Here is a 14562-nt window from a genome sequence, read left to right as displayed (position 1 = left end):
CGATCTATTATATTGATTATATAAATTGGTTATTTTTTTACAATCACTTTAGAATTGGCTTCAAAACCAAGTCCTTTTACTTTTACAATATAAGTTCCATTAACCAAACTGCTTGTAGAGATTGCCTTTTTGTTTTCAGGTGAAATTTTATCTTCAGAAGAAACCAGTTTACCAGACATATCATACAGTTCTACACTTACTTTTCCAAGGGTTTTGCTTGGGAAATTAATATAAAACTCATCTTTTGCAGGGTTTGGATAAACAGAAATCTTATTATCTTTAATTGAAGTAAGCTCATCTGTACCCAGTGAAGCACAGTCTGAAGGTACATCAAAGTTTTGCACCTGATCGTTGATATTCGTTTTAAGTCCTGCTGATGCATTTACCCCTAATCCTCTTTTTGCAAAAACCTTCCAGATCATACATTTATCCTGACCTTCTGTTGCTGCCAATTCAGCTGCTAATATTGCATTTCTACCTTCAATAAAACTAGGATCACAAGTTTGCAGTTTAAGTCCGTTAAGAATCAATTGTAATACTCTTGAACTTCCGTTTGTAGCATTCGCCATTACATCAGATGAGTACCCATATTTCTCAACATACTTCCAATGAAGATCCCATAACATAGATGCCCAGATAAAGCCAATAGAGTGTGAATCCGGAACCATTGTCCCATTATCAGAATACTCCATTCCGTTAGTATCACCGTAAGTAAAATCATTCACAGTAAAATCCGGAGAATATTTTGCAGGTCTGATCCCGTTACCTGTTATTGGTTGTCCCATTGGATACGTTCCTATCCCTCTGGCAACAGTAGAGTTATCTCCTGGTTTATTGGTCAGCATCAAAGCAAAGAAGTCAGACCATCCTTCACCCATTTGTTCTGTAGAATAGGTTGTATTTGTACCATAAGGTCTTGCATTTAAGCAGGTATAGCCATCTCCTGTTAACCTGTTGGATATTCCATGACCATATTCATGCGTAACAATACCATTATCAAAGCTTCCATCGTATTTTGTATCGGCTCTCAACGTAGTATTTACTACTGTATTGGCATCAAGTTTACCTTTCATAAACAATCCTTCAGCCTCAGTAATTAATATAGAAGGTATTGTAACAGTTGGAGAAACCACTCCATCTCCTGCCATATTACCAATTGTAGCACCGTTTGCAGCATTGTTATAAATAATAGTTCCTATAGCTCCTGCATTCTCAGCATTTTTAACTTTAATAGCAAAGCCACATGTTCCTCTTTGAATTAAAGCGATCTTACCGGTTAATTCACCTGCAGGAATACTTGTACAGCCTTCTAAAACACTTGATAATTTAACATCACCTGTAATTCCTATATCATTAAGCTGAGAACCAAACTGTGCTATTCCGGCATTTACAACTCTGGCAGTAGCATCTGAAGGAGCATTATACCAAAGTTTTCTATTAGAACCTAACCAAAGGTACATTTGCATTATCGGATTATAACTATCCATATAAGTTGCAAAATTTGCATTATTAAAACCTCCTCCATCTTGGGATTGAGCAAAAACCTCATCATCATCTAGCCCTCCATTACCAAAATTATTACTTTGGAAATTTCTTGCAGACTCCGTAAACCCGAATTTATAAAAAATATCATGTACCATATTACTGATATAGAATAAATTGGTGGTTGCTGCCGGCAAATTATTATACGTTAGCGCATTGGCATCATATGTAAAATTAAAATTTCTTGTGGCTCCTCCATCAGGTGAAGTTCCGAAAGTAGATTCATTATTATCTTTATCATCGTAAGCATATACGTTATTACCTCTTGTAATCGTATAATGAGTAGTTCCGTTAGAATGCCAGCCTTCAGGAGAAGAAGCCAGATTCCAAGGATTATTAACTAAAGAACGCGAGCCAAAAGTGGGTGATTCCAACGGTAAGGCAAAGACGTTGTATGATGCATTATCCGGAGCAAGAAACATCATATTCTTTTTCTGGATATTATCATGGATATAAAAATCCTGCAGTTGCGGCATCATATTCACCTGACTGTTACTATGGTCATGCCCATAAGCATCGTCGTGGAAGTTACATGAAAGATTCAGGTTCATTTTACTGATGATCTTCCCAGTATTGGCATCTATCAGGATATCCCATGAATTAACAGCATTCGGTTCTTTAAAAACAAATTCATAGGCTAAACGAAGCTCTTTATTTTCATTACTGATGTAGACAAGTCTTTGCTTTGCTGAAAGTAATTTAGCTTCACTTTTTTCAAAGAAACCTATGATTGGAAGGTCTGAAATTTTATTATTCTCCAGATCAGCTGCAATATTCTGAAGTGCCGCTTTCTCACTTATTGATGCATTTTTAGCAGAAACCGTCACATAGTCTTTGATAAAGTTATCTGTATAATATGCCACTTTATTATCCTTAATAAGTGCCGTTCCTACTGAACTGTATACCGGTAAGCCGTTATAAGTCTGTATAAACTTCACAACATTACCATTTAATGATTTTGACGAATCTACATTATCAACAATAAAGTTATTAAGATCAGACTTCTTATATTCTCTCATTTTATTCTGAGAAATATAATCCTTAATTAGTTTTTCATTATCTTGTCCGAAAGCAATAGCCGGAAATACAGAAAACACCGCAAACAGAAGAGGTAGAGTTTTATTTTTCATATCCATTATTAAAAGCGCTAATCTACAAATATTTTATGTTAAAATTTGAAAATAAATAAACAAAGCATAAAAAAAATTAATTAATAATTTATTTTTTTCTCAAAGTAGAGAATTCGATTCTGCTATCATGCTCTCCAACCTTATTTGCGAGAATTACTATTTTTTTCATTAATAAATTCAGAAAAAAACTGCCCGGATGGACAGTTTAATTTTTTATTTATTTTTTGATGATTTTTTCTGAGTAGGTTTCGTTTTTGTCTGTTCTTACATTCACTATATACACTCCTTCTTTGTGGGAACTCAAATCTACTTCTATTTCTTTTTCTCCACGAAGCACTTTGTTACATACTGTATTTCCAACTAAATCCCTGATCTCCATAATTCCTGATTTAACTTCTTTATTGAACATTACCTTAAACAAACCACTTGTAGGATTAGGGGTAAGTTTAAAGATCTTTTCTTCTGCTAAAGACTTTCTGCCTATTGGTTCTGGACAATCCATATTAATATCATAGTCAAAATACGGATATCCATTCCAACTATATGCTTCAGGGCCATTTAAAGAATTGGATACCATCGTTACCCTGAACTTATGCAAACCTGTTGATCCTGCATTCAATACATGAGAAAAGCTATAGGGAGAGAAATTAAAAGTAAACGAATTTCCAGCTCCAAACACAGGATCAGATTCCACAGGATATATTTCACCAGTCTGTAAATTGATTAACTCCAACTTAAGCTCCTGCAGTGTAACTCCAGCCGCAAGATTATATTTCCCAATAAGATTAGAAGCTTGATATGTACACCACCCTGGCTCATAAAGAAAATCCAAAGTTCCTCTACTATTGGAATAACATATATATGCAGCCAAATCTTTCCAATAATTTATTTCATAATCACGCAAACCAAATCCGACAGTCCTATTATAATAAGATCTTGAATAACCATTACTTGGATCTCCAGGAACCGTTTCAAGTGGCCCGGAATAGGGCCCATCAGGGCTCGCAATAGCTGCTGCAGCCTCAATAGCATCATTATTTGTATTTGAATGAATTACAGTAAATCTTATTGAGCCACCCATTGTCGTATTCGTTTTAAACTCCATTACATTGGCAAATGCCTCATAGGAATTATAATTTGATGCATAAACAGGATCTACAAGATAAGAATCAAGACCAGCTGAAGCCCTCTCTGCATCAGTAAACACTATAATCCTTTCAATATTATTCCCATTGAGTGTTTTTTGAGGACTTATAATATCAGGATCCGGAACTTCCATTATTGCATTTTTGACCAACCCTAAAGACTGATGCAAATGATCTCCAAAATCCAAACGCCGTTCAAAATTCTGGGCGGTAAAAAAATTGTTAGTAAAATCAGATTCAATATAAATCAAAGGTTTATACACCCCGGTATCATTATCAAAAACTCCGGTTCCATATTGCACCACCGCTACTCTATTTTCAGGATTACAAGCTAAAAGCTGTTCTATTAACTTAATAGCACCTCTTCTCATTTTGATATATTCTTGTTTAGTTGTAGAACCTCCATTATCCAACATAATGATATAGTCAGCCTTCGCACTAAGAGTACTCCACGACATCATCAATGTCATGAAGAAAAATAAAATTGTTTTTTTCATAGTTAAAAGTTTTAAATTTAATTTTATTGAAATGATTTAAAATTTTTACATAATTATTGAAATTAATTTAATTTTTACAATAAATTGCTTTATTAAAATTAAAACTGCCTCGAGAGACAGTTTTAATTTTAATTATTTCTTGATGATCTTTTCTGAGTAGATTTCGTTTTTACCTGTTGTTACATTAACAATATAAACTCCTTCTTTTCGAGAGCTCAGATCTACTTCTATTTCTTTTTCATCACGCAATATCTTGTTATAAACTGTATTTCCTACCAGATCTCTGATTTCCAATGTTCCTGATTTAACTTCTTTATTCAGGATTACTTTAACTATTCCATTGGTAGGATTAGGAGTCAGCTTGAAGAGCTTTTCTTCTGATAAAGATTTTGCTACCATAGGTCCCGGACAATCCATACCTAAATCCATATCAACATCATAAAAGAAGTACGGATATCTATTCCAGCTATATATTGGAGAAGTGGAAGCATTGGAAATCATCGTCAGCCTGAGCTTATACCAGCCTGTTGCACCTGCAATTACCGCCTTGTCAAAACTATTAAGATTCAAATAAAATTTAAAATGATTTCCCGCTTCAAACACAGGATGAGAATCTACAGGATACACTTCACCAGTTTCCAAATTGATCATATCAACCTTAAGCTCTTGCAAAGTAGCACCAGACAGAAGATAATAGCTTCCAACAATAGTACCAGCCTGGTATATACAATGCCCTGGTTCGTAAAGAAAATCTAAGGCTCCAATATTACCAGAATGACATATCTTTTCCGCAATATTCTTCCAATAATTAATTTCACTTGGCACCATATGAAACCCATTATCCCTATTAAAATACAATCTTGAATGACCATTACTTGGATCTCCAGGAACCGCTTCAAGAGGGCCAGAATACGGCCCGTCACCGTCTGCAATAGATGCTGCAGCCTTAATGGCATCATTGTTTACATTCGCATGAATTACAGTAAATCTCATCGGAAAAGCTACAGAAAGTCCTTTTTTAAAATCCATCACATCAGCAAATGCATCATAAGAACCATAATTGGATGCATAAGCAGGATCTACAAGATAAGAACTGAGACCACCTGACGCCCTCTCTGCATCAGTAAATACAATAAAATTAGGGTCCTTTTCTATATTCAGTGTTTTTTGAGGGCTTACAATATCAGGGTTCGAAATCCCCAACATAGCATTTCTAATCAACCCCAGAGATTGCTGAAAATAATCTCCAAAATCCAAACGGCGTTCAAAATTCTGTGCAGTAAAAAAATCGTTGGTAAAATCAGACTCAATATAAATTAAGGGCTTATATATTCCGGTATCATTATCCAATATACCGGTTCCATATTGCACTACCGCTACTCTGTTTTCTGGATTACAGGCTAAAAGCTGCTCTATTAACTTAATAACACCGCGCCTCATTAGAACATAATCCTGTTTATTGATCGAACCTCCATTATCCACCATAATGATATAGTCACGCTGTGCGCTAAGATTACTCCATGACATCAGAAATATCATGAAGAAAAATAAACATGTTTTTTTCATAGTTAAAGTTTTAAATTTAGTGTAATGAAAATAACACTTTTTCTTTATTTAGTGAAATATTTTAACATAATTAAATAATAAACAGAAAAATATAAATAAAAAGCAAAGTAAATATATAAAATAACAAACACCCACTACCCGGCCTCTTCCTAGCCCCGATAGCAACGGTTACCCCACAGCATGCGTTGGAGAGATAAGGAGCGAGGAGTATGAGTGGATAGCGGGAAACAGCTCCTGAAAATACAGCACAAAAAAAGCCGCTCAAATGAGCGGCTCCTTATTTATAAATGGTTCAAAGATTATTTACCTTCTTCCATTTTTCTTTTCAACTCTGCTAATGCATCGATGTCTCCAAGAGTAGATCTTTCTTCGTTGTTTGAAGAAGAAGATACGTTTCTAGAAGAAGATTCTTTAACGTTTTTCTTTTCTTCGTCTCTGAAGATCCCTGTATGAGAAACTACAACTCTCTTGAATTCTTTGTTGAATTCAATTACTTTGAATTGAGCATCTTCACCTTTCTTGATTTTAGATCCATCTTCTTTCTCTAATAATCTTGAAGGGCAGAAAGCTTCAACCTCAGCATCTTCGAATTGTACAGAAGCTCCTTTATCGTGAACTTCTACTGCTTTACCAGCGTGGATAGTTCCTTCAGCATATTTAGTTTCGAATTTATCCCATGGGTTTTCAGTCAATTGCTTGTGACCTAGAGATAATCTTCTAGCTTGGATATCTAATTCAAGAACTACAACATCTAATTTATCACCTACTGCACAGAACTCAGATGGGTGCTTGATTTTCTTAGTCCAAGAAAGATCAGAGATGTAGATTAATCCGTCGATACCTTCTTCTAACTCTACGAATACACCAAAGTTAGTGAAGTTTCTTACAGTTCCTACATGCTTAGATCCTAGTGGATACTTAGCTTCGATGTTTTCCCATGGATCTTTAGACAACTGCTTGATACCAAGAGAAATTTTTCTGTCTTCTCTATCTAAAGTTAATACTTCAGCTTCTACTTCATCACCTACTTTTACGAAATCTCCAGCAGATCTTAAGTGAGTAGACCAAGACATTTCAGAAACGTGGATTAATCCTTCAACACCTGGAGCGATTTCTACAAATGCACCATAGTCAGCAAGAACTACTACTTTTCCTTTTACTTTGTCACCAACTTTCATGTCAGCAGAAAGAGCATCCCAAGGATGAGCTTCTAATTGCTTCATACCTAACTGGATTCTTGTTTTCTCATCATCGAAATCAAGGATTACAACTTTTACAGTTTGTCCGTCCTCAAGGATTTCAGATGGGTGGTTCACTCTAGACCAAGAAAGGTCTGTAATGTGGATCAATCCATCAACACCTCCTAAGTCAATGAATACACCGTAAGAAGTAATGTTCTTAACAGTTCCTTCAAGAACCTGACCTTTTTCAAGCTGAGCGATGATTTCTTTTTTCTGACCTTCGATATCTGCTTCGATCAATGCTTTGTGAGATACAACTACGTTTTTGAACTCAGGGTTGATTTTCACAACTTTGAACTCCATAGTTTTTCCTACGAACTGATCGTAATCTTTAATTGGCTTAACGTCAATTTGAGAACCTGGTAAGAATGCTTCGATTCCGTGAACGTCAACGATCATACCACCTTTAGTTCTTGATTTAACAAAACCGTTAACGATTTCTCCAGTTTCGTGAAGTTCGTTTACTTTATCCCAAGCTTTAAGCGTTCTAGCTTTTCTGTGAGATAATTGTAACTGACCAGTTTTGTCTTCTCTTTTGTCAACCATTACTTCTACCTCGTCACCTACTTTTAGGCCTTGGTTGTAACGGAATTCGTTAAGAGAAATAACACCTTCAGATTTGAAGTTGATGTCTACGATAGCTTCTTTATCAGTTAATCTTACAACTCTACCAACTAAAACGTCATTATCGTTTAGGCTGTTAAGAGATCCGTTATAGATTTCTTCTAAATCGCTTTTTTCTTTTCTCGCATCTGCATCAAGACCTGATTCGAAAGAATCCCAATCAAATTGTTCTGGTGCTACGTTGTGGTTTAATAAAACCTCTGCTGAATTTGTCTCTTTTGACATTTTCTAATAAAATTTGTATCCCTTCTTTTTTAACGGTTTGAATAAATGAGGATTAAAAAATACGGAAGTAATTAATTGTAAGTAATTTACCTTTCAAACCTTTTCGCCACAAAAGTGGGTGCAAAGATAGAAATTTTATTTGAGATAAACAATATTTTCAAATTCACTAATTTACTCTACAAACAATTGATTGTCAATATTTAATAATAAAAGAACATTCAGAGATTACATAAATATTTTTTCCAAAGCCTGTTCAAACTCTCTTTCAGTTTCATGGTTGTAAAATGGTACAGCGGTAATTAAATAATGATCAGTATGAATGGTAATGGTGTTTTTTTCATCTCCCATTTCTTTCAAAAAATCATCTTTCCACCTGTCATAATCAATTAAATGAGTCCCTTTAGGCTCTATAAAAACCTGATAAGTAAGCTGCTTATCTTTCTTCTGACTGCAAAACAGAATAAAGTCCGGTTCAAAAGCACGTCCTGACTTATCAAAGATCTTAACTTCCCTTTCATTACGGATCAGATGAATATCCTGAAACTTTTGGTTTAGACCTTTGAAGCGTCTGGCAAATAATTCTACAAATCTTTTTTCTTCATTGGTTCCATAATTCGCGTTATAGGCATACCAAGGTTCATCCAAAACCACACTTTCCTGCCCTTTTGCTCTTTCACTATCTTTTTTAACCCTGATTTCTTTATCTCTGAAAACTTCATGAATAGGCTGTGCCTGGAATGAAGACCCTTCATAATCCGGAGCATTATGCTTAATATCCGCTTCTATATTCTGCAACAATCCGTTCAGTGCCTGCAGGTAATCAAAATGTGAAATTTCCTGGAGACGGTTTTGAGTTCCATAGAATATGATTTCCATTCCGCCCAAATATTTTTCATCCACTATAAAATCCCAGATAGATGTTATATTGGGAAAATAACGCGAAAGATGATCAAAGTAGTAAAAAGGATTCCGGCTTAAGGCATATCTGACTACATGCTTCTGAATATCCTGAATTTTGATTCCTTCAGACTTTATTCCCTCATCAGAAGGAACTGGTTTCTCTAATTCAAAAAAGACATTGGATGTTCTTCCACTTCCTGAAGATAACTGATGACTAAACCTGGGTTTAATAATTCCCAGATCCTTAAAGGACTTTATCTGATTAAAATTTTTGGGAATTTTTCTATTAGAGAATACCACTCCGTTTTTATATAATTCTGAGGTTTTAAATAGAGGTTTCAATTTTAGCTGTTTTGTCTCAAGATTGGTCTCATCTTCGTATATTCCTGAGTCTACCAATGCCTTTTTAAGTTCTGAAATATAACGGCTGTCTTCTTTGGTGTGGTAATACAGTTCCTCTAAAATCTTCAGATCATTTGAAATATCGTCATCATATTTCCGTACAAATCTATCTTCTCCTTCTTCCACAGCAAACGGATAATATCTTGCTCCACGACCAATTAACTGAGCCTCGGAAAGGGTTGTTTTTCCAGGCTTTCCATCTTTCCCGTCGCGGTCTTCATACAATCTTACAATATCAAATAAATTAAGAACATCCCAGCCCTCATTGAGCTTATGGACCGCAAATACGGCACGAATCGGGTTATTTTCTTCTTCCAGCGTATTGAGTAAAATCTGGTTTTTCTCTGCTTCTGAATCATTATTGGCACTCAGACAATTTTCTTCTCTGAAGTTAGCCTGTATCCTTTTTACAATATCATGTTTCGAAATATTTCTGGCTTCAAAAAAATCAAAAGCCTTTTGAATAATAGAAACTGTGGAAGTTTTTCTGATCTTTTCTATCAGTTTTTCAGAAAAATCATCAATCAGCTTATGGAAATTTTCTTTATTCTGTTCCGATTCTTTGATCGTTTTTTTAGCTTTGAAAAGAATAACGGGCTTTAGATTAATATGATGAATGGCCGCCAATTCCTGACGGTACAAATTTAAAATCAATGCCTGAATAATTCTTTCCTGTTCATCATACATGGAGCGAACAAGATTAATTTCCTTGGAAAACTTATCAGTTCTGAACTGGGCAAGATCATATTTATAAATGACTTTATCCTTGTATTTCTCCACAATTTCCCGGCTTTCATAATCTAAGGTGGCAGTAAATTCCAAAAGGATATTTTCAAAATTCTGCCGCAGAATCTCCAGAACGGTCTCTTCCCAGCTTCCAAATAGGTTTCCGCTCTTTGTCCCACTGTTCAGATGATGGGCCTCATCAGCTATCAGAACGATCTTTTTATCCTGGAAATCTTCATAGGTCACACTGTTTTCTTTGGTATTGTTTAAATCAATATGAAGCTGCTGGATTGTGGTAAATTTGATATTGATGTTTTCATGGTCTGACTCGTCAAAATTATCGATCTGTTTCAAAAAAACTTCTTTCCCATTGACGACAATCTTCTCCTTAAATAAATATTTGGACGTATGTGGATTAAGAAAATTATCTTTCGTTTTCTGAATGATATTATTACTGTTGACAAAAAACAGAAAATTACGATATCCTTTTTCATACAGATGAAGCATTAAACCACCCATCACCATTGTTTTCCCACTTCCTGTCGCCATATTGTAAAGGAGATGCAGGGGCTTCTTAGGTTTGCCATCAAAATCTTCCCTTTCGGTATATAAATAACGTCTGAAGGCTTCTTCCTGATAAGGACGAATCCCAAATTTCAGATTATCAGCAATCACATTAGGCAAAACAACATCTGCCAAAGCCTTACGGGCAAACGGATTATTGAATATTTCGTGTAAAAATGCCATCTGCTTAGTTTTTAAGTTGATAAAATTCTCTGGTTACACTCTGCTCTTCCGGTGTACATTCAAAATCTCCATCATTAAGGGAAGAAAGATTGACATACAATTGATTTTTGTCGAGCAGCTCGCAAAGATGTTGTTTCTGTTCCTGTAGGGTTAATGATTTAAAATCTTCAATACATTGTTCCTGTTTTTGAATGTCTACATTATAGTTCAGAAAAGATTTTGCTTTCATTTCCTCCCAAACCTGAAGAAGCGTTTCTTCATCTTTTGCTTCTTCTATTTTTTCAATGAAGGTTTGATTGTATTTTTTGAGTTCGAGGTAGATGAAAGAGCCACCGCCTTGCCAGTTTACGGATTTGGAAATTCCGCCTTGCTCACCATCAATAACTTTTTTCAAGCGTTCTACAGCGACAGTTTCTATATAATCCATCTGCTCTATTCCGATGTATTGGCGGTTCATTTTATGAGCTGTGGATGCTGTTGTACCACTTCCGAGATGGTAGTCGAGAATGATGTCGTTTTCTAAAGTAGATATTTCAATTAATTTAGCTATTAATTGTTCAGGTTTAGGATAATCAAATATTTTAGTCCTAAAAATATCTTTAAGAGTTTTTGCACCTTGTCCAGAAAATGATTCATCAATCCAAGAATTAAAGACAACTTGCTTTGTACCATCTTTTTCATATATTTTTTCATATAACTCTTTTCTTCCTTCTTTTTCAATTAATATTACATTATCATCTTCAATTGATTTTTTAAGCTTAGTATGGCTCCACCTCCAACAACCATCGGTTCCATCAGGCATAATTGGAAAAACAACTTCATTTTTAAATTCAACTCCATAATATAAGTTAGGTCTATCAATTCTTCTACTATTACTTCCCCATTTTCTAATTAATTGGATTTTATAATTACCTTTCTCATCTTTCAATGAATAACTAGATGTATCTTCGACAGTATTTTTAAACAGTTCTAATTCAGAAATATTTTTTGAAAAGCAAATAATTGTTTCATGGATCTGTGCAATAAATTTGCTATCCTGCCTTCCACCTCTACCTTTCCAAACAATATTACTCACAAAATTTTCTCTTATAAAAATTTCGTCCATTAATACTTTCAAATATGCTTGTTCATTATCATCACACTGAATAAAAATAAGCCCATCATTTCTTAATAATTCTCGTGCAATACTAAGTCTATTTTTCATAAAGCTCAACCAAGTAGAATGATTAAAACTATCATTATACTTAAACCCATCATTCCCTGTATTATAAGGCGGATCTATATAAATCAGCTTCACCTTTCCCGCAAACTCTTTTTTCAAAGAATGCAGTGCCAAAAGATTGTTTCCTTTGATGATCAGGTTATCTGTAATGATCCCACTTTCATTTCTATTGAATTGATCAAAAGAATGTTCCCCGTCTTTATCAAACCGTTTGGCATTCGTCAATACTTTTGGATCCAGTAATTCGGTAATTTCATCCTGTGCGAGAGTTTCATTAAAGAAAATTTCTTCTCTTTTATCTTCTTCACGGCTTTGACCACCCTCCAGAATACAGTCTTTAAATGGCCAGACCAATGATACTTCGTTACGTTGTTTCAGATGCTTGCCATCAATGGTTAATCCTACTTTATTTTTAAACTGGGTATAACTGTCGTTGAGATAATTTTTCTGTTCAAGAAACTGGATGAAAAGATTTTGTTTAAATACCCAGACCTCTTTTATTTGTACGAAAAATTTCTCCTTTAAGTCTGCGTCTTCTAATAACAATCCAATCAGTTCTTCATCGAAGTTTTGTGCTTTGTTGAGTACCACCCATTTTTTTATTTCTCCGTTATCGGAAACGTAGTTAGGTTCTTTCTTAATTTGATTTTCTAAGGTTTGATAGAGTTTCATAGCAGTAAGTTTTGTTGCTTCAAATTTATCCCCTCTAAAACTTAAACAGTTACGGTTTCCCATAAAACGTCAATAGTGAATTTTTGCTTCGCAAGTGAATTGTCTATTATTCAGTCAGCGGATTGTCTATTATTTAAAAATCTGTTACCTCTATATTAAAAGGCTTCGACTCCGCTCAGCCTGACAATGTATAATTAAACATCATCGCATTAGAGCTGTGATGCTGAACGAAGTTGAAGCATCTATAATTGAAAGAAAAAAGTCTTAATAATTCAATAAGTATAGATGATGTTGCAGACCATTATTACTTTTGAGATTCTTCACTGCGTTACATTCCATTCAGAATGACAGAAGCACAGACTATGACTCTATCAGCCTAAAACACTCAAACTCTAACATTCTCAAACTCTAAAATTCATTATCTTTGCGCCATGGAACTACAATCAATTTATCAAAAGCTGCAGATTCAGGATATGAATCAGATGCAGAAATCTACTTATAAAGCGTCTGAAAACAATACTGATATTGTACTGCTCTCTCCTACCGGATCAGGAAAAACCCTTGCTTTTCTATTTCCGGTTCTCAGAAATCTGAAAAAAGATGTTCAGGGAGTTCAGGCATTGATATTAGTTCCTGCCAGAGAACTGGCATTACAGATTGAACAGGTTTTCAAATCGATGGGAACAGATTTTAAAGTTTCCGTTTGCTATGGTGGACATGATAAAAAAATTGAAGTCAATAATTTAATTGAAGCTCCGGCTGTTTTAATCGGAACTCCGGGTAGAGTTACTTATCACGTAAGAAATAATAATTTTGATCCTAAAACGATCAAAACATTGGTTCTGGATGAATTTGACAAGGCATTGGAGCTAGGTTTCCATGATGATATGGAATTTATCTGTAATTCTTTAAAAGGACTTTCTCAAAGAATTTTAACGTCTGCAACAGCAATGGATGAAATTCCTGCATTTACAGGCTTGAAAGATGAAAAAATCATCAGCTTCCTTAAAGAGAATGAAGTAAAACCGGATATTCAGTTAAGAAAAGTAATGACTATTTCTGAAGAAAAACTGGATACTCTCTTCAATCTGGTTTGTAAAATCGGAAACAAAAGAACTCTGATTTTCTGTAATCACCGTGATGCTGTTGACCGTATCTCTGAACTTCTCAATCAAATGGGTATTGACAGAGAAACCTTCCATGGCGGTATGGAACAGGATGAAAGAGAACGTGCATTACTGAAATTCAGAAACGATTCCGCAAGAATCCTTATCACAACAGATTTAGCTGCCCGTGGGCTGGATATTCCTGAAGTGGAATCTATCGTACATTATCAGCTTCCTCCAAAAGAAGATGCTTTCATCCACAGAAACGGACGTACTGCCAGAATGAATGCTAAAGGTTTTGTCTACCTGATTATGACGGAAGAGGAAAATTTCCCGTTCATCAAAAATGATACGCCTGAAGAAAGTGTTGCCGGATTCACCCAGGTTCCGCAAAAAACACCTTTCCAGACTATTTATATCAGCGCAGGAAAAAAAGATAAAGTAAATAAAGTTGATATCGTAGGGTATCTGCTTAAAAAAGGAGAACTACAAAAAGAAGATGTAGGTACTATTGAAGTAAAAGACACTACTTCCTATGTTGCGGTTGCCAGAAATAAGGTGAATACTGTTTTGAAAAAGCTTCAGAATGAAAAACTGAAAGGTAAAAAAGTAAAAATGGAAGTTGCTTATTAAAGGATAAGCTCAGGATTTATCTTCGATAAATTGAATACTGCTAATAAGAGTTGTTTTAAATTGCCACGAATGCCTTTAGATTTGTAAAAGGATTTAGTAATAAATTAGATAATAATTAAATACTGAAGAACCAGAGAAAATAAAGTGAACTAAACGAATGCATAGAAACGAACTATTTCGTGTA

At 34.8% G+C, this 14562-nt stretch carries 7 protein-coding genes; 1 reads left to right on the top strand and 6 read right to left on the bottom strand.

Annotation, left to right across the window (positions count from 1 at the left end; genetic code table 11):
* Positions 1–29: 29 nt before the first annotated feature.
* The 6 genes from DRF65_RS11835 to DRF65_RS11810 all read right to left on the bottom strand — a co-directional run bounded on the left by DRF65_RS11835 (position 30) and on the right by DRF65_RS11810 (position 12639).
* Positions 30–2672: a T9SS-dependent M36 family metallopeptidase gene (locus tag DRF65_RS11835; protein ID WP_228438656.1), complete on the bottom strand. Its 2643-nt coding sequence runs from the start codon at positions 2670–2672 to the stop codon at positions 30–32.
* Positions 2673–2889: 217 nt separating this feature from the next.
* The gene (locus tag DRF65_RS11830; RefSeq protein ID WP_115970969.1) at positions 2890–4314 is read right to left on the bottom strand and encodes a T9SS type A sorting domain-containing protein; all 1425 of its coding nucleotides are present in this window, start codon (positions 4312–4314) and stop codon (positions 2890–2892) included.
* 132 nt (positions 4315–4446) lie between these two features.
* Positions 4447–5880, bottom strand: coding sequence for a T9SS type A sorting domain-containing protein (locus DRF65_RS11825; protein ID WP_115970968.1), 1434 nt, complete (start codon positions 5878–5880; stop codon positions 4447–4449).
* A 299-nt stretch (positions 5881–6179) separates the two neighbouring features.
* Positions 6180–7970, bottom strand: coding sequence for a 30S ribosomal protein S1 (rpsA, locus tag DRF65_RS11820; RefSeq protein ID WP_115970967.1), 1791 nt, complete (start codon positions 7968–7970; stop codon positions 6180–6182).
* Between the two features lie 225 nt (positions 7971–8195).
* Complete coding sequence (locus DRF65_RS11815) at positions 8196–10745, bottom strand: DEAD/DEAH box helicase family protein (RefSeq protein ID WP_115970966.1); 2550 nt, start codon at positions 10743–10745, stop codon at positions 8196–8198.
* A 4-nt stretch (positions 10746–10749) separates the two neighbouring features.
* Positions 10750–12639 carry a DNA methyltransferase gene (locus DRF65_RS11810; protein ID WP_115971130.1) on the bottom strand — a complete coding sequence of 630 codons (1890 nt, stop codon included), beginning with the start codon at positions 12637–12639 and terminating at the stop codon, positions 10750–10752.
* A 431-nt stretch (positions 12640–13070) separates the two neighbouring features.
* On the opposite strand from DRF65_RS11810, the gene DRF65_RS11805 reads away from it, so the two are divergent.
* The gene (locus tag DRF65_RS11805; protein ID WP_115970965.1) at positions 13071–14378 is read left to right on the top strand and encodes a DEAD/DEAH box helicase; all 1308 of its coding nucleotides are present in this window, start codon (positions 13071–13073) and stop codon (positions 14376–14378) included.
* The last annotated feature ends 184 nt before the right edge of the window (positions 14379–14562 follow it).

The sequence above is a fragment of the Chryseobacterium pennae genome, assembly GCF_003385515.1.
GTDB classification, from domain to species: domain Bacteria; phylum Bacteroidota; class Bacteroidia; order Flavobacteriales; family Weeksellaceae; genus Chryseobacterium; species Chryseobacterium pennae.
Note: the sequence above shows the minus strand (reverse complement) of the source record. Positions and strands in the feature narration are given on the sequence as shown.

Excerpts from the sequence above, each read along its gene's own strand:
- DRF65_RS11815 (WP_115970966.1), bottom strand. The coding sequence starts at position 10,745 with ATGGCATTTTTACACGAAATATTCAATAATCCGTTTGCCCGTAAGGCT.
- DRF65_RS11810 (WP_115971130.1), bottom strand. The coding sequence starts at position 12,639 with ATGAAACTCTATCAAACCTTAGAAAATCAAATTAAGAAAGAACCTAAC.
- rpsA (WP_115970967.1), bottom strand. The coding sequence starts at position 7,970 with ATGTCAAAAGAGACAAATTCAGCAGAGGTTTTATTAAACCACAACGTA.
- DRF65_RS11805 (WP_115970965.1), top strand. The coding sequence starts at position 13,071 with ATGGAACTACAATCAATTTATCAAAAGCTGCAGATTCAGGATATGAAT.
- DRF65_RS11825 (WP_115970968.1), bottom strand. The coding sequence starts at position 5,880 with ATGAAAAAAACATGTTTATTTTTCTTCATGATATTTCTGATGTCATGG.
- DRF65_RS11835 (WP_228438656.1), bottom strand. The coding sequence starts at position 2,672 with ATGAAAAATAAAACTCTACCTCTTCTGTTTGCGGTGTTTTCTGTATTT.
- DRF65_RS11830 (WP_115970969.1), bottom strand. The coding sequence starts at position 4,314 with ATGAAAAAAACAATTTTATTTTTCTTCATGACATTGATGATGTCGTGG.